The sequence below is a fragment of the Streptococcus cristatus genome, from assembly GCF_003943505.1.
GTDB classification, from domain to species: Bacteria; Bacillota; Bacilli; order Lactobacillales; family Streptococcaceae; genus Streptococcus; species Streptococcus cristatus_E.
This window is the reverse complement of sequence record NZ_RJPS01000005.1, coordinates 121,931-139,122: the sequence shown is the minus strand read 5'-3', so window position 1 is coordinate 139,122 and position 17,192 is coordinate 121,931. Positions and strand designations below refer to the sequence as shown.

The following is a 17,192-nucleotide window of genomic DNA, read 5'->3' as shown; positions in this document are numbered from 1 at the left end:
TAACGTTTTGTTATCTCTTTTTACTACAAACGAGTGGTGATCTACATTTTTTTCCGCCAAAAAGATACTAAAATAAGAATAAAAATTAGAAATATAGTAAATATATGTCAAAATTAAAATCGAAACTTCCTCTTTTTCAGAAAAATGATGTTAATATTTCTAGCGATGTCAACACAGTTTGGTCTATTGCGAATACACTTCGGGGAGCCTATCGTGCAGATAAATATCGTGATGTGATTATTCCCATGTTTGTATTAGCTAGATTAGAAGCAGCTTTACTGCCAACTAAGAATCAAGTGATTGCAGCCTACAAGAAAGACAAAAAAACACCGGAACAGATTCTTGAAGATATATCAGGATATAAATACTATAATACAAGCCCTTTTACTCTTGAAAATTTGCAAAATGATCCTGATGCAATCGAAGAAAACTTTCTCGCTTATTTAGATGGTTATTCCAGACGAGTAAAGGACATTATTGAAAACCTTAAGTTTAAGGAGCAGGTCCATACCTTGGCACAGACAGGACGCCTATTCACTGTCATTAAGAAATTCTCCAAAATTGATCTATCCCCGAGTACAGTGGATTCTATGCGAATGGGCTATATGTTTGAAGACATCATTCGCCGTTTCTCTGAAAATGAGGAAGCAGGATCTCACTATACACCTCGGGAGGTCATTGCTTTGATGGTCAACTTACTGCTCGTTGAAGCAGATGAGGAGCTGTTTGTAGATAAGAGAATAGTCAAAATTCTAGACATGGCTGCTGGTACAGGAGGTATGCTGGCTACAGCCAAAAGTTATATTCGACGTTTGAATTCTGAAGTGAATGTTCTTCTCTTTGGTCAGGAATATCTCTCAGAAACTTATGGTATCGGAAGGGCAGATATGCTGATTCGGCAGGAAAACTCTGACTACTTTGTGAAGACAGATACTCTTAAAGATGGTGATCCCTTTGCGGGCAAAAAGATGAATTTTGTCATTGCCAATCCTCCCTTTGGCCAGTCTTGGGGAGGAAAGGACGCTGATGATGGTGTAGAACAGGCTGTCAAAAAAGATCAAGAACTCTTTGAGGCAACCAATGGCAGACAAGGCCGGTTTGTCAATACTCCGACAACAGGTGATGCTCAGTTGCTTTTCCACTTGCATGGCTTGGCTAAACTAGAAAAAAATGGACGTGCAGCTATTATTTCTAACGGGTCTCCGCTTTTTTCAGGTGGAACAACATCTGGAGAAAGTCAGATTAGGCGTTATATCTTAGAGAATGACTTGATAGAAGCTATCATCGCACTCCCTGGTCAATTTTTCTACAATACAGGAATTGGCATCTATATTTGGATCTATAATAAAAGTAAAGCTCCTAAGCGTCGGAATAAGGTACAGTTTATCGATGCGACCGAAGAGTTTGTACCATTGAGAAAGTCTCTGGGACAAAAGCGTCGTGAACTTTCTGAGGACAATATCCGGCAGATTATCCAGTGGTACCATAACTTTGAAGAAAACGACCATGTGAAAATATTTGATAACAAAGAATTTCTTTATAAAGAGTATATCGTTATGCAGCCTCTGCAACGTCGAGGCAGAATTACTGAAGATACCATCGAAAAGGTTAAAAGTGTACCTTTTGTAGCCAAGCTTTATGATGAATACCAATATCAGGAACTGCTTGAAATGGAGCCTCGCACAGCCAAAGATGAGAAGAAAATACAAGACTTAGTAGCGGGGAAAACTAAGCAGGAGCAGTTATTAAATGCTCTCCGGCTTGGAATCACTGATGATAGCTACCCTAATTTTGAGGAATTTAGTCAGGTAATCAGAGAGCTATTATCTGAGGTGAAGGTGACACCAGCTAATGTCAATGCTATTTCGCTTGTTATGAGCGAGATGGATAAGACAGCAGAAATTATCACAACGACCAAGAAGGATAAGTTTGGCGAGATAGCAGATGGTATTGTCTATGATAAGACAACCAAGGACACGGAAATCGTCAAATTTACCGAGGATGTTGAAGCCTACTTTGCGCGTGAGGTCTATCCCCATGTACCTGACGCCCACTACTGGTTTGATGAGGAAAAAGGCTATGGAGCCGAGATTCCTTTTAATCGTTATTTCTACCAATACCAAGCCCCAGAAAGTGCAGAGAAGCTCTTGGCAGAGTTCTATGAGCTTGAAGAAGAACTACAAACCCTCTTGGAGGAGCTCAAACATGACTAGGATGAAAGAGAGTGGCATTGACTGGATTGGGCAGATACCAGAAGAGTGGGAGAGTGGGAAAGTTAAGTATTTTTCAAAAATATCTGCAGGTGCGACTCCCGATAGAAATAATTTGTTATTTTGGAACGGGGATATAAATTGGATGTCATCTGGTGAAGTTAATCAGGAAATTGTAAAATATACTGCTGAAACTATAACAAATTTAGCATTGAAGAAGTCTTCGACAAAACTGTTGCCTATTGGCACGGTAATGCTTGCTATGAATGGGCAAGGAAAAACAAAAGGTACTGTAGCAATTTTAGCTATTGAAACGGCATCAAATCAATCTTTGGCCTCGTTTATAGTCGATGGTAACAGGCTAAATAATCAGTATTTATATTACTTTTTTAAAGCTGGGTACTCTTACATAAGAGGTTTAAAAGGCGAGGATAGGGATGGACTGAACTTACAGTTAGTTTCAAATATCACTGTTCTTCTATTTGATATCAAAGAACAACAAAAAATTGCTGATTTTCTAGACAAGAAAACCGTCCAATTAGATAAAGCTAAAGCACTACTGGAGGAGCAAATTCAAAAACTCAAAGACTACGGCGCTAGCTTGATTTATGAGACCGTCACAAAAGGATTGGATAAAATAGTCCCAATGAAAGATTCAGGTATCGACTGGATTGGGCAGGTGCCTGAAGGGTGGGAGATTTCTAAAATAAGATATTTAGTAACTACTCGAAGTGAAAAAAGAATAACAAACTCTTCTGTACCTTATATCGGATTAGAAAATATAGAAAGTCAAACTGGGAAATTTGTTGAAACTGGTATACAAGTTGATAAGAGTGAAAATATTGTAGTCGAAATTGGAGATGTTTTATTTGGAAAGCTTAGACCATATTTGAGAAAATATTGGCGAGCTACCTTCCCTTCAACAGCTAGCTCAGAATTTCTTGTGTTTCAATCTTCAGAATTAGACATGAATTTTCTCTACTATGCTATTCAAAGTGATAGTTTTATTGAAGAAGTTAATACTTCTACTTATGGTAGTAAAATGCCTAGAGCAAGTTGGGAATATATAAAAAATATGAAAATTGCTTTTCCAACAAGTCTTGTTGAGCAACAAAAAATTGCCGATTTTCTAGATAAGAAAACAGTTCAAATTGATCAACTAATTCAAATAAAAAACAAGCAAATTGATAATATTAACAAACAACGACAAACTCTTATTTATGATTATGTGACAGGGAAGAGGAGGGTGTAGATGGTTGTAGAACGCGAATTCAAGTGTCTGTTTTATAAAGTTGTTTCTAAAGAAAATGCCGTTTCAAAGATTAATGCTTTTTTTGCTGAGATTAATCCAACGACACCACTTAGTACAGAATCTATTGGAAATCTATCTTATTATTTACGTAGCGATATTCGAAAAACGGATACTTATTTATTATTTACTATTACAAAAGTTGATTTGAATCAAGATATTCAGATAGATGATATTCAGACTCAAAATAGAGATATAGTAGAAAAAGAAGATACCGAAGGAATAGCTAATGACGCTCAATTTTTATATGATTTCAACAATAGCATTTTAGTTCAGAAACGTGGTAAATCTCAAACTACAATAGAAGAATTAAGAAAATTCATAGCCTTAAAGGTTGGTATTGATTATAGAGAATTCGAATTTAATATTATAAAGGATAAAAATGCTATTGAAAATCTAAATAACATGCGACATATCCATGACGTTGTTTTTTCAATTGCTATTCCAGAAAATTTATCGTTATTCTCAGAGCAAGTAAAGGATATTAATAGTGGTGTTGAATTTGCTAAAGAGATGTCGGCACAAAGTATGGAAATGAGAATAAAGGGAGTTAGTTTAAATAAAAATAGAATTAAACGCGCTATAGACGAATTGTGTTCGTATAAAGATAACCAGAATATGAAGATCCGAACTATGTCTGTTTATGGTGACTCAGAGATAATTGATTTAGTAACTCATAAGTTAAACTATTATGAAAAATATTATCTAGATGAAGTTGATAACAATGTCTTTTATGATAAACTTGAAAGAGCTTATAAAGTAAGGGAAGAGTATTTGAATGATTACTAAAATTAGAAAACACGAGAAAAAATATTTTTTTTCCTTTCTTTGTTAGTAGCTTTGTATTTTTTGATATGTCCAATCAAATTGTCCGTTTTTCAGAATTATGCAGATTTTCTATCATCTATTCAAAATGTCCTTATTTTTATATCAGGTGTACTTATAGCTTCATTTAGTATTACTTCATTTTTATCGGACAATCCATTTATCAAAAAACTAAAAACTCTGAATTTAGACTTGCTAATAATGAAACAACTTTTTGATCTGTCGATTTTATCAGTACTATTATTAATTTTTCCTTCTATTTTTATATCTCTTGAACAAAATAACTCAGTAAATATTGTACATGTGGGTATGAGCATCTTTATCGGAAGTTTATTGTATTTCATTTTATCGCTATGTAGTTTAGTATTAACTTTTAGAAAGATTCTATGTTTAAGTTTAGATAGTGAAAAGGAAAAAAGAAAGACTAATTAGATATTTGTAAGTAATGGGGACATAATTGGGAATAGTGAGTTTTATAAGACTAATGTGTAGGCCTACATATTATTTCCGTTTATTATCCTTCCGTTAATCTACAAATATTGTTCCGTTAACCCTCGTATTGTTCCGAACTATGTTATAATAGAGGGAGAAAGTGAGGAGTGCTCATGTATATGACAGTGAGGCAGGCAGCTAATCTCTGGGGTATTTCTGATCGTCGAGTTCGGTCTCTGTGCAGTCAGGGAAAGATTACGGGTGCTGTCCAAGAAGGGCGTTTGTGGAGGATTCCCTCAGATGCCAGAAAGCCAGCGGATGGCCGTTATAAGAAAGCAGAGAGTCTCTTGCCTTTGATTGATGAAAAGATGATGCAGTTATCAAAACTTCGTCCTTTGACGGATGGAGAGTTGGAGCGGCTGAATGAAGAGTTTGCAGTCGAATATACCTATAACTCAAATGCTATTGAGGGCAATACACTGACCTTGCGTGAGACAGATTTGGTCCTGCGTGGATTGACTATTGACCAAAAGCCTTTAAAAGATCATATGGAGGCAATCGGTCATCAGGAGGCTTTTCAGTATGTTCAAAGGCTTGTTGAGGAGAACCAGCCTTTGTCAGAACAGATGATAAAGGATATTCATTATCTAGTATTAGCGGATAAAAAAAATGACCGAGGCATTTATCGGAGAGTCCCGGTGCGCATCATGGGAGCAGCCAATGAACCGGCTCAGCCGTATATGATTGCTCCATTGATGGAAAAGCTCCTAGTGGACTATGCAGTAAGTCAGGAAAATATGGTGACCAAGCTAGCTCAGTTTCATATTGCCTTTGAGAGTATCCATCCGTTTATTGACGGCAATGGCCGAACGGGGAGGCTCTTGGTGAATTTGGAGTTGATGAAGGCGGGCTATCCACCGATTGATATAAAATTTACGGATAGATTGGCCTATTACCAAGCATTTGATGACTTTCACTCAAAAGGAAGTTTATCGGCAATGGAGGATTTATTTGCCAAATATATCAATGAAAGATTGGATATGTATTTGGAGATTCTATCTCTTGATGATGAAGGATAAGGAGAGTAGATGGCAAATTTAGATATTACTGAGCGTTATGATTTTCAGCAATGGATTTTAAAAGATCTCATTCAATATAATGGCTATATTCAGCGTGCTCAGGCTGCTTATAATCAAAGGTTAGCTATGGATATAGATATTTTATGGGAATTTCTGATGTCAACCCAAGAAGAAACTGTCGAAAAACTCTTGAAGCGTTTTGACAGAGAGACTATTCTCAATTTGATTAATCAAGAAATTATTAAAGGTGGTCTTCTATTTGCCTTAAAAGATGGAGTGTATATTGAGAATAAAAAACTTCGTCTTATGTACCGCAGACCAGCAACAGACTTTAATGAAAAGGCTATCCATCAGTATAATTTAAATCGCTTGACAGTAATGGAAGAAGTGGTCTATAAGGACCAAGAACGTATTGACTTAGTCATCTTTCTTAATGGCTTAGCCTTGTTTGCTATTGAGTTGAAACTAAACTCAAGCGGCCAGTCTGTTCAGGATGCTATTAAGCAGTTAAAAGGACGTGATGATAAAAATCGTCTTTTTCGATTTAATGCAGGAGTGTTAGTTAGTTTTGCGGTTGACTGGATGGAAGTCTATATGACAACTCAGCTTAAGGGATCAGATACCTACTTCTTGCCTTTTAATAAAGGAAAGGGTGAAGGGATTGACCAAGGAGCAGGGAATCCCCAGAATGATCAGGGGCCAGAAACAGAATATCTATGGCGAGATTTGCTGAAGAAAGAAAGTATCCTCCAGTTGATTGAACGTTTTATCTTTTTAACGCCTGATAAAAAGGACATCATTTTTCCGCGTTATCAGCAGAGACGAGCAGTTAATCGTATTATAGAAGATATGCGAGTCAACCATACTGATAGAAACTATCTGATTCAGCATTCAGCGGGGTCGGGTAAAACAAATACGATTGCTTGGTTGGCACACAGCTTAGTTAGTCTTCATGATGAAGAAAATCAAAATATCGTTGATACTGTTTTGGTTGTTACTGACCGTATCGTTGTTGACCGTCAACTTCAAGATGCTATTCGTTCTATTGAGCATCAGCCGGGTGTGATTAAGGTTATGGATGATAAGGCCACTTCTAACGACTTAGCAGATGCTCTTGCTGGGAATACAAAAATTGTTGCGACCACTATCCATAAGTTTGCACAAATAAATAAATCAAACTGGATGTCTGCGGGTGTAACAGTAGAAAAGAAATTTGCCATTTTGATTGATGAGGCGCATAGTTCTACGACTGGCTCCTATATGAGTGCAGTCAGTCAGGTATTGACTGAAACGGATATAGAGAACGGCACAATGGATGAGCCACAAGAAGTGTCTGTCGGCGATGCTATTGAACAGGAAATTGCCCGTACAGGGAAACAAGACAATATTTCTATTATTGCATTTACAGCGACACCTAAAGCTACTACATTGCAGTTGTTTGGCTCTACTAGACCAGATGGTTCAAAGGGTCCTTTTGACTTGTACAGTATGAAGCAGGCTATTGAGGAAGGTTTTATTTTAGATGTTCTCAATAATTACACCACTTATAAAACATACTACAAGCTAAATAAGGCGGTCGAAGAGGATCCTGAACTCAAAACGACAGTGGCAAAGCGGAAAATTGCTAAATTTGTGGAGCTGTCTGATGAAAATATTCATCAAAAAGTCGAAATTATCATGGACCATTTTATTACTCATGACATCATGGCTGATTTAGGTGGACATGGAAAGGCAATGATTGTAACTTCAGGACGTGAAGCAGCTGTCAAATACCAACAAGCTTTTAAGAAATATTTAAAAGAGCATCATATCACTAGTATCGGAACGGTCGTCGCTTTTTCAGGAAGGTTGAGCGTTGATGGAGCGGAATTTAGTGAATCTTCTATGAATGGCTTTAGTGAAGATAAGCTCAAGAGTAAGTTTGATACTGATGATTATCAAGTGCTAATTGTCGCAAATAAATATCAAACGGGCTTTGACCAGCCTAAGTTATTGGCTATGTATGTAGATAAAAAGTTGCGCGATGTGGCAGCAGTACAGACTTTATCTCGTTTGAATCGTATTGTAAAAGGCTATCACAAAAAGACCTTTATTCTTGATTTTAAAAATACCTATGAGGATATCAATAGGGCTTTTGCTCCCTACTACCGAGAAACAATTTTGACTGAAACGATTACTCCGAGCGATGTATTTGATTTAGATGCTAAAATTGAAAGTTATGGAATAGTAGATAATGATGATGTTCATACCTACAATCAATTCTTATATCAAGAGAAACGTTCCAGCCGCGATAAACAAAAGATGCTCGCTCTACTGTCAAACGGGTATGCACGAGTTCAGCGTTTTGATGAAAAAGAACAAGTAAATATCCGCAAAGTTATTCGTGGATTTTTACGTATGTATACCTTCTTGATTCAGGCTACAGCTTATCAAAATGAATTGCTTCATGAACGCTACAATTATCTGCAGGATCTTGTGAAAATGATTGATGTCCGATTGGGAGGGAATGATTTCACTATTGCTGATAAGATTGTTGTAGATTATATGAAACACAAACAAACCGGTTTTTACACTGTGGCAGAGTTAGAGGGAAATTATTCGGTGACACTGAATAAGCCGAATTTATCAAATGTTTCTGAAGAACAAGAGAAAAAATTGTCTGAAATTATTGAAGAAATTAATGAGCAGCTTGATTTAGATATTGATGATCAAATTGCTGTTAGCGGGGCAGTCTCAATTAGGGAATTGATGAAGAAGAATCCTAAATTGAAGCAATCAGCTTTAGTAAACTCTCGCGAAGATTTCGAATTTTCATTTGAGGATGAAATTGATAAAGCTTTAACTGATGGTTACACCCAAAATCAAGATTTCTTTGGAGTGCTATTGAGTAATGAAGATTTCAAAAAGCGTATTGCAAAGATTTTTATTGATGATGTTTACCAAAGTTTTAAAAAGAGTAGTGATTAAAAATTCTATTAGGAACAACAAAAATTACACAAGCAATTTTATCCATTCTCAAAACAGGAAAGGCTAAAGGTATTCGCTTTGCAACCTTGCTGGCTATCTGTGAAACGTTGGATTGTCAGCCTGCTGATATTTTAGAGTATATTTCTGACTAATAAATAGAATAAGAAAGGAGCTTTATGCCTGAATTACCTGAAGTGGAAACGGTTCGGCGTGGTCTGGAGCGTCTGGTTGTTGGTAAGACGATTAGGCAGGTGCAGGTCCGCTATGCCAAGATGATTGGAACGGGAGTAGATGCCTTTGTCCACGACTTGCCAGGTCAGACCATTGAAAAGATTGGCCGTCGGGGCAAGTATTTGCTCTTTTACCTGACGGGTGGAGTGTTGGTTTCCCATCTGCGAATGGAAGGCAAGTATCTTTTTTATCCGGATGCGGTGCCTGAGCGAAAGCATGCTCATGTCTTTTTCGAGATGACAGATAGTGGTACCCTTGTTTATGAGGATGTTCGCAAGTTTGGGACTATGGAGCTGTTGAGAAAGGACCAGCTGGAGGCTTATTTTGCTGCCAGAAAGCTTGGTCCTGAGCCAACAGAGGCGGACTTTCTCTTGGCGCCTTTTGCAGCAGCTTTGAGTCGTTCCAAGAAGCCCATCAAACCCTATTTGCTGGAGCAGACCTTGGTCGTTGGGCTGGGTAATATCTATGTGGATGAGGCACTTTGGCGGTCGCGGATTCATCCGGCAAGGCCAGCAGCTAGTTTAAAGCCTGCAGAAGTGAAGCGGCTGCGTGAGCAGATTATAGAAGTTTTGCAGCTGGGGATTGAAAAGAGGGGCTCGACCATTCGGACCTACCGAAATGCTTTGGGTGAGGATGGCACGATGCAGGATTTTCTGCAGGTCTATGGAAAGACTGGTCAGCCTTGTGCTCGCTGTGGCAGTCCGATTGAGAAAATCAAGCTGGGAGGACGTGGTACTCATCTCTGTCCTCATTGTCAGAAAGCGAGGTAGCTGTAGTGGTAAGAATTATTGGTATCACCGGCGGCATTGCTTCGGGTAAGTCAACAGTAACAGAGTTTTTGCGGCAGCAGGGCTACCAAGTCATCGATGCGGATCAAGTGGTGCATGAGCTACAGGAGCCGGGAGGACGACTATATCAAGCTCTTTTATCTACCTTTGGCACAGCTATCTTACAGGAAGATGGTCGCTTGGACCGCCCCAAGCTGGGTGCCATGATTTTTGGGAATCCAGATCTCTTGGCGCAGTCTAGCCAGCTTCAGAACGAAATTATCCGAGAGGAACTGGCTCGCAGACGAGACTTGTTGGCAGAGACGGAAGATGTCTTTTTCATGGATCTTCCCTTGCTGTTTGAGTTAGAATATGATAACTGGTTTGACCAAATCTGGTTGGTGGATGTGAGTGAAGAGACTCAGCTCATCCGTCTTATGGCTCGAAATGCTCTCAGTCGGGAAGAGGCAGAAAAACGCATAGCAGCTCAGCTATCTCTCCAAGAAAAGCGAAAGAGGGCGGATGTGCTGATTGAGAATAATGGCGATCTGGTGGACACTTTGGCTCAAGTTGACCAACTTTTAAAAACAGAAAGAAGATGATTCTATCACGGTACAAGTAAATTGGAAACATAATCTGAAAGTCGCCTGGTTTGGGAATTTTCTAACAGGTGCCAGCATTTCTCTAGTCACTCCTTTTATGCCCCTTTTTGTGGAGCAGCTAGGAGCGCGTGGTCACGAAGTGGAGTACTATGCTGGTCTGGGTATTGCCCTTTCGGCTGTTTCAGCGGCCTTTCTCTCTCCTGTCTGGGGCAGTCTGGCTGACCGCTATGGCCGTAAGCCGATGATGATTCGGGCTGCTACGGCTATGGTCTTTACCATGGGCGGCATTGCCTTTGTGCCTAATATTTTTTGGCTCTTGGTCTTACGCTTTCTCAACGGCGTTTTTGCGGGTTATGTGCCCAACAGCACAGCTCTGATTGCCAGTCAGGCTCCTAAGGACAAGACTGGTTATGCGCTGGGAACTTTGGCAACAGGTGTCGTTGCGGGCAATCTCATGGGACCCTTGATTGGCGGAGTGATTGCTGAAGTCTTTGGCATCCGCAATGTCTTTCTACTGATTGGCTTTTTCTTTCTGATTGCGACTCTGATGACGGCTGCTTTCATCCGAGAAGATTTTAGACCAGTCACCAAGGAAGAGGAGATTGGCTTTGGAGAACTGATTCGTCAGATTAGATATCCCAAGCTCTTGCCCACTCTTTTTCTGACTAGCTTTGTGATCCAGTTTGCAGCCCAGTCTATCGGTCCGATTCTTTCCCTTTATATTCGGGAGTTAGGTCAAACGGACAATCTGATTTTTGTATCTGGCCTGATTGTTTCGAGTATGGGACTGTCCAGTATGCTGAGCTCGAGTATTTTAGGTCGCATGGGGGATCGCATGGGCAATCATCGCTTGCTCGTTCTGGCTCAGTTTTATTCCATTATCATTTACCTGCTTTGTGCTCATGCAGGCTCTTCGCTCCAACTCGGTTTTTACCGTTTCTTGTTTGGTTTAGGGACCGGAGCTTTGGTGCCGGGGGTCAATGCTCTATTGAGCAAAATTACGCCTAAGTTTGGAATTTCTCGAATCTTTAGCTACAACCAGATTTTCTTTTATCTGGGTGGCGTCATCGGCCCCATGTCAGGTTCGGCTATTGCAGCGACAGCAGGCTATCATTCAGTTTTTTATGCTACAGCAGGCTTAGTGGGACTGAGTCTCCTTATCAACCTTTTTTGTTTTGGAAATTTATTGAAAAAGAAGGAAATCTAGTGCGCGTTAAAATTCATTTAAAATGCTCCAGTTGCGGCAGTCAGAATTATCTGACTAGTAAGAATAGTAAGACTCATCCTGATAAGATTGAGGTATTGAAGTACTGCCCCAAGGAAAGAAAAGTAACCTTACATCTTGAATCTAAATAGATTTTATGATAAAATAGAAAGGATTTTAAGGAGTTTTATTTATGTATAGCCTATTATTAACGATTTTAGTCATTTTATCAGGTTTTATTGTCATTGCTATCTTCATGCAACCGACTAAAAACCAATCTAGTAACGTGTTTGATTCTAGTGCCAATGACCTTTTTGAGCGGTCTAAAGCACGTGGATTTGAAGCTGTAATGCAGCGTCTGACCGGATTTCTGATCTTTGTCTGGTTGCTGATTGCCTTGATTTTGGCAGTATTATCTAGTAAATAAAATGGGCTCTGACTATGTCTTGGCCTTTTTTTAAAGTTTAAAAGGGGGAATATCAAGAGCCCCTCATAGTATAGAAAGAAAGTATGAAAGCAGAAATTATAGAATATTTAAAAGACAGGCAGCAGGCTAGCGTACATGAGCTGGCGGCTGCTTTGGGGAAAGAGTCTTCCAAGGACTTTAGTAGCTTGGTCAAGACCATCTCCCAGATGGAAAGAAAGTATCAGCTTCGCTTTGATAACGAGGGGCTGATTGAGCTTTATGAGGAGAAAAAGCAGGAGCGTCTGACGCTCAAGGGTGTTTTTCATGCCCACAAGAATGGCTTTGGCTTTGTCACCCTGAATGAAGAAGAGGATGATCTTTTTGTCAGCCGTAATGATATCAATCATGCCATTGATGGCGATACAGTAGAAGTGGTCATTACTAAGGTGGCAGATCGTATCAAGGGAACGTCAGCTGAGGCTAAGATTATTGACATTTTAGAACACAGCCTGACGTCAGCGGTTGGTCAGCTGGTTTTGGATGAGGAAAAGCCCAAGTATGCCGGCTATATCCGCTCGAAAAATCAGAAAATCCGCCAGCCTATTTATGTCAAAAAACCAGCCTTGGTTTTGGATGGTACAGAGATACTCAAGGTTGCTATTGACAAATATCCTACCAAGAAACACGATTTCTTTGTGGCTAGTCTGGTTGATGTCGTCGGTCATGTCAACGACCCAGGCATTGATGTACTGGAAGTGCTGGAGTCCATGGATATTGTCTCCGAATTTCCAGAAAAGGTCTTGGAAGAAGCCGAGCGAGTTCCAGATGCACCTACTGAGAGTGATTTGGAAGGACGTTTGGACTTGCGCGAAGAGATTACCTTCACCATCGATGGAGCAGACGCCAAGGACTTGGACGATGCGGTCCATATCAAGCGCATGAAAAATGGCAACTTTGAGCTAGGAGTCCATATCGCAGATGTATCCTACTATGTCAAAGAAGGCTCTGAGCTGGACAAAGAAGCCCTCAATCGTGCAACCTCTGTCTATGTGACTGACCGCGTGGTGCCTATGCTGCCGGAGCGTCTGTCCAACGGTATCTGTTCCCTCAATCCCAATGTGGACCGGCTGACCCAGTCGGCTATCATGGAGATAGATGCCAAGGGGCGCGTGGTCAAGCATACCATCACCCAGACTGTTATCAAGACGACCTTCCGCATGACTTATAGCGATGTCAACGACATCATCGCAGGAGATGAGGAAAAGGCTGCGCAGTTCAAGGCCATTGTGCCTAGTATTGACAGTATGGTTCGTCTGCATGAGATTCTGGAAAGCATGCGCTTTAAACGCGGAGCGCTCAACTTTGACACCAAAGAAGCCAAAATCATGGTCAACAAGGAAGGTCGGCCAGTGGATATTGTCCTGCGTCAGCGGGGGATTGCTGAGCGTATGATTGAGTCCGTTATGCTGGTGGCGAATGAGACGGTGGCTGAGCATTTTGCTAAGTTAAATCTGCCCTTTATCTACCGGATCCACGAGGAGCCTAAGGCGGAGAAGGTGCAGAAGTTCATCGACTACGCCTCTAGCTTTGGCATTCGGATATATGGGACGGCTAGCTCCATGAGTCAGCAGGCTCTGCAGGATATTATGGAGGCGGTCAAAGACCAGCCTTATGAGGATGTCCTGTCTATGATGCTTTTGCGCTCCATGCAGCAGGCTCGCTATTCTGAGCACAATCACGGCCACTATGGACTGGCAGCAGAGTTTTATACGCATTTCACCAGTCCGATTCGACGCTATCCAGACCTTCTGGTTCACCGGATGGTGCGTGATTATGGCAAGTCTAAAGAAATAGCAGAGCATTTTGAGCAAGTGATTCCAGAGATTGCTAGTCAGTCTTCCAGCCGGGAGCGTCGGGCTATTGATGCCGAGCGTGAAGTCGAAGCCATGAAGAAGGCTGAGTACATGGAAGAATTTGTTGGAGAAGAATTTGACGGCGTGGTCTCAAGCGTGGTCAAGTTTGGACTCTTCGTCGAACTGCCCAATACGGTTGAAGGCTTGATTCATGTCACAAACTTGCCAGAGTTTTATAGCTACAATGAGCGGACGATGACCCTGCAAGGAGAAAAGTCTGGTGTGGTCTTTAAGGTCGGTCAGCAGATTCGTATCAAGTTGGTCCGAGCGGATAAGGCTACGGGCGAGATTGACTTTGAATACCTGCCTAGTGAATTTGACCTGGTAGAAAAGACTAGCAAGAGTGGCAGAGGCCAGTCAGGCAGAAAGAGACGCCGTGAAGATGACAAGCGCAGCCATTCATCCAAAGAAAAAGGCTATAGAGATAAGAAAGATAAGAAGTCCAAGAAAGGCAAGAGCCAGAAGGCATTTTACAAGGAACTAGTCAAGAAAGGAGCCAAGCATGGCAAAGGGAGAAGGAAAGGTCGTCGCGCAAAATAAAAAGGCCAGACACGACTACACCATCGTAGACACCATCGAAGCCGGCATGGTGCTGACGGGGACGGAAATCAAGAGCGTCCGTGCCGCCCGCATCAATCTCAAAGACGGCTTTGCCCAAATCAAGAACGGTGAGGCCTGGCTCAGCAATGTCCATATCGCCCCTTATGAAGAGGGCAATATCTGGAACCAAGAACCTGAGCGTCGCAGAAAACTGCTGCTGCATAAGAAGCAGATCCAAAAGCTGGAGCAGGAGACCAAGGGAAATGGTATGACGCTGGTGCCGCTCAAGGTCTATCTCAAGGACGGCTATGCCAAGCTGCTTCTGGGCCTAGCCAAAGGGAAGCACGACTATGACAAGCGCGAGTCCATCAAACGCCGCGAGCAAAACCGCGACATCGCAAGACAGATGAAGAATTTTAATACAAGATGAAAGACTGGGCGACCGGTCTTTTTTAACATTCAACTCTGATTTTGGATTTATGCTATAATGGAAAGGATGAGGTTTGAGGATGACCACTTTTGGTGAATGATTGATGAAAAAAGTGGAATGGCTCCGAGGACTAACAAAATAAATGGCTAGATGAATTAAAAACTGGTGGTAAGCAAATGAAACTCAATAAAAAATTTTTCATATTTCTTGGAGGACTTCTTCTGACTTTAGTAGTTCTTTTCGCTTTTTTAGTAAGTGGGAGAAAAAAAGAGTATGATAAAGAAGACTATAATGTTGATCAAATAGAGTTGTTCAGTCAAAACAAATATGTATTGGTTACTAGCAGAAATGATGGTTTTTTCAATTATGGACAGAATTATATAACAGATTTCAAGTATAATATTCTTACTGAAGAGGATGGCTTAACGTCGTCTAAAGTTAGTAAAGAGGAATATTTCAAAATCAAGATTTATAATTTGCAGGATCCATCTAAAATAACTAGTAAGGAAGTCAATGTCTACGATTTGTTAGGACAAGAGAATACTTATAGGCTTAAGCAAATTCGAGCACAATTTACAAGGAACGGAAAAGAATTTCTAACTTTTAGTATGCACTCGTATGAAAAAGGGAAACCGGAGAAAATCAAATATTTTATTCTAGCATTGGAGTCAGGAAAAATTGAAAAAGAGATGTCAGAAAAAGAGATTAATCTACTTTTAGATCAGAAGGATACTAGAACTTATATGAGAGGAACAATATATAAGACTATGGATCTTGTAAGAAGTGGAATAGGGGATCAGATTAATAACACACTATTAAAGTATGGTATGGAGTATGTTCCTGGCTACATAATACCATCGTATAAAATAGGTGATTATGTAGAAGTTTCAAGTACTAATTTTGCTAAGATTTATCCTGAAATTGCGAAAAAGATGAAAGAAATGAATAAAATCTATTTCCGTCCAGACCAATACAATGAGGAAGAATGGTTTAATGATTTAATTCATTGGTTTGCGCCCGAAGGACAGGAAGTGATGGAACTTTATGCCACAGATGAAACAACTGGAGAGAAAACACAGATTCGATCTTTTAATGATTTCAAGCAGTGGGTTGAAACTCATCCACAAAAAGAGAAATAGAAACAATAAGAAGAAAGGTAAAAAAATGATAAGAAAATTATTGTTAAGTCTTCTTGCTTTAGCAGTCTTGGGACTTGCCATATTTGCTTGGCAGTGTCATTTAAAACAAGATCAGCTTCAAAAAGCCAAGGAAGAAAGAGAAACTTATGAATCCTTAAATTATTATACAGGGACTTTTACAATTGATGATTATTCTTTTCTTGAAAATGGTACAGGGGTAGCGGTTCATTGGAAATCAGAAAATCCAGAGGAAGATGCTTTAGTTCGCAAGTATGCTACTCTACCGGCAACCTCAGAGAATCCAACGCATGTGACACGTGGTGCGCATAATCCCAACTATATTGTTCGAGAAAATATCAAACTTCCTTCAATGCCGAATATTATTGATAAAAAAAATGAAGGTAACTATTATACCTTATCCATTTACCATATTAAGAATCAACAGTTAGAAGGTTATAAAGAAGATTTGTATAAATTAGTTTCAGACTATAATTCTCGATATTTACCTAGAGGAATAGAGGAAACATTAACTGTCATTGATGGAAATAATTATTTGTCTATTTATGCCTCTGAGTCTGGGGAACATGATAAGTTTCAAACTCTTTGGTACAATCTTGATACTCGAAAAATTGAATGGGAAGATAATAAGACAGCACAATACCAAAGTCCCACCTTTAATTTTAAACTAAATACGCAACAATTTGACGAAAAGTTGGGAAATTTTAAATTTCCTATTACATATCCTTTAGGCGAAGCTGTGGATACAAGTTGGATTCGAAATATCTTGATGGCGCAAACAGACCCAAAGGCAGCGGCATTATTGGAAAAAACGAACTCTCAACTTTATATACTTGATAAGAGCGTTAAAGACTATCTAGAGTTTTATAGTCTGTTAGTTCCTTCGAATACAGACTTATATGAAGGTGTAATTCCAGCAAGTATCAGTAAAGACGGATTGGAACATCCTTTTAACTCTAAAGAGGAATTCAATCAGTTTTATGATGAGAGTAAGGATAAGGAATTAATGAAACAAAAACAGAATAAATCAATTTTACAAGAAAGGGTATACTGATGAGTCGTAAAGAGATAGATGCTGAAAAGTAAAAGAAAGTAGACTTCCTATATGAGAAAGAACTGG

At 39.8% G+C, this 17,192-nt stretch carries 15 protein-coding genes; all 15 read left to right on the top strand.

Going from position 1 to position 17,192, the window contains the following annotated elements; genetic code table 11:
- Positions 1–104 precede the first annotated feature (104 nt).
- The 15 genes from D8792_RS06045 to D8792_RS05965 all read left to right on the top strand — a co-directional run bounded on the left by D8792_RS06045 (position 105) and on the right by D8792_RS05965 (position 17,126).
- Complete coding sequence (locus D8792_RS06045; RefSeq protein WP_125373309.1) at positions 105–2,213, top strand: type I restriction-modification system subunit M; 2,109 nt, start codon at positions 105–107, stop codon at positions 2,211–2,213.
- Complete coding sequence (locus D8792_RS06040; RefSeq protein WP_185758408.1) at positions 2,206–3,462, top strand: restriction endonuclease subunit S; 1,257 nt, start codon at positions 2,206–2,208, stop codon at positions 3,460–3,462. The genes D8792_RS06045 and D8792_RS06040 overlap by 8 nt, the downstream gene beginning before the upstream one ends.
- The gene (locus D8792_RS06035) at positions 3,463–4,308 is read left to right on the top strand and encodes a DUF6731 family protein (protein ID WP_125373307.1); all 846 of its coding nucleotides are present in this window, start codon (positions 3,463–3,465) and stop codon (positions 4,306–4,308) included. It abuts the gene before it with no gap.
- A gap of 641 nt (positions 4,309–4,949) precedes the next feature.
- Entirely contained in the window at positions 4,950–5,855 is a 906-nt protein-coding gene (locus D8792_RS06025) for a Fic family protein (RefSeq protein ID WP_125373306.1), read from the top strand.
- 9 nt (positions 5,856–5,864) lie between these two features.
- The gene (locus tag D8792_RS06020) at positions 5,865–8,822 is read left to right on the top strand and encodes a type I restriction endonuclease subunit R (protein ID WP_125373305.1); all 2,958 of its coding nucleotides are present in this window, start codon (positions 5,865–5,867) and stop codon (positions 8,820–8,822) included.
- Positions 8,823–8,824: 2 nt separating this feature from the next.
- Positions 8,825–8,974: a helix-turn-helix domain-containing protein gene (locus D8792_RS06015; protein ID WP_125373338.1), complete on the top strand. Its 150-nt coding sequence runs from the start codon at positions 8,825–8,827 to the stop codon at positions 8,972–8,974.
- A 24-nt stretch (positions 8,975–8,998) separates the two neighbouring features.
- Complete coding sequence (gene mutM / locus D8792_RS06010; RefSeq protein WP_125373304.1) at positions 8,999–9,823, top strand: DNA-formamidopyrimidine glycosylase; 825 nt, start codon at positions 8,999–9,001, stop codon at positions 9,821–9,823.
- A gap of 5 nt (positions 9,824–9,828) precedes the next feature.
- On the top strand, positions 9,829–10,422 hold the full coding sequence (gene coaE / locus D8792_RS06005; RefSeq protein WP_125373303.1) for a dephospho-CoA kinase: 594 nt from the start codon (positions 9,829–9,831) through the stop codon (positions 10,420–10,422).
- Between the two features lie 4 nt (positions 10,423–10,426).
- Positions 10,427–11,629, top strand: a complete 1,203-nt coding sequence (locus D8792_RS06000; protein WP_185758413.1) for a multidrug efflux MFS transporter — start codon at positions 10,427–10,429, stop codon at positions 11,627–11,629.
- On the top strand, positions 11,629–11,778 hold the full coding sequence (gene rpmG / locus D8792_RS05995) for a 50S ribosomal protein L33 (RefSeq protein ID WP_005590723.1): 150 nt from the start codon (positions 11,629–11,631) through the stop codon (positions 11,776–11,778). The genes D8792_RS06000 and rpmG overlap by 1 nt, the downstream gene beginning before the upstream one ends.
- A gap of 41 nt (positions 11,779–11,819) precedes the next feature.
- Complete coding sequence (gene secG, locus D8792_RS05990; RefSeq protein WP_005590722.1) at positions 11,820–12,053, top strand: preprotein translocase subunit SecG; 234 nt, start codon at positions 11,820–11,822, stop codon at positions 12,051–12,053.
- An 83-nt stretch (positions 12,054–12,136) separates the two neighbouring features.
- The gene (gene rnr, locus D8792_RS05985; RefSeq protein WP_125373301.1) at positions 12,137–14,485 is read left to right on the top strand and encodes a ribonuclease R; all 2,349 of its coding nucleotides are present in this window, start codon (positions 12,137–12,139) and stop codon (positions 14,483–14,485) included.
- On the top strand, positions 14,448–14,915 hold the full coding sequence (gene smpB / locus D8792_RS05980) for an SsrA-binding protein SmpB (RefSeq protein WP_125373300.1): 468 nt from the start codon (positions 14,448–14,450) through the stop codon (positions 14,913–14,915). The genes rnr and smpB overlap by 38 nt, the downstream gene beginning before the upstream one ends.
- A gap of 176 nt (positions 14,916–15,091) precedes the next feature.
- Positions 15,092–16,054 (top strand): hypothetical protein, encoded by a 963-nt coding sequence (locus D8792_RS05970; protein WP_125373299.1) that lies wholly within the window; start codon positions 15,092–15,094, stop codon positions 16,052–16,054.
- Positions 15,960–17,126, top strand: coding sequence for a hypothetical protein (locus tag D8792_RS05965; RefSeq protein ID WP_260470239.1), 1,167 nt, complete (start codon positions 15,960–15,962; stop codon positions 17,124–17,126). The genes D8792_RS05970 and D8792_RS05965 overlap by 95 nt, the downstream gene beginning before the upstream one ends.
- Positions 17,127–17,192 lie beyond the last annotated feature (66 nt).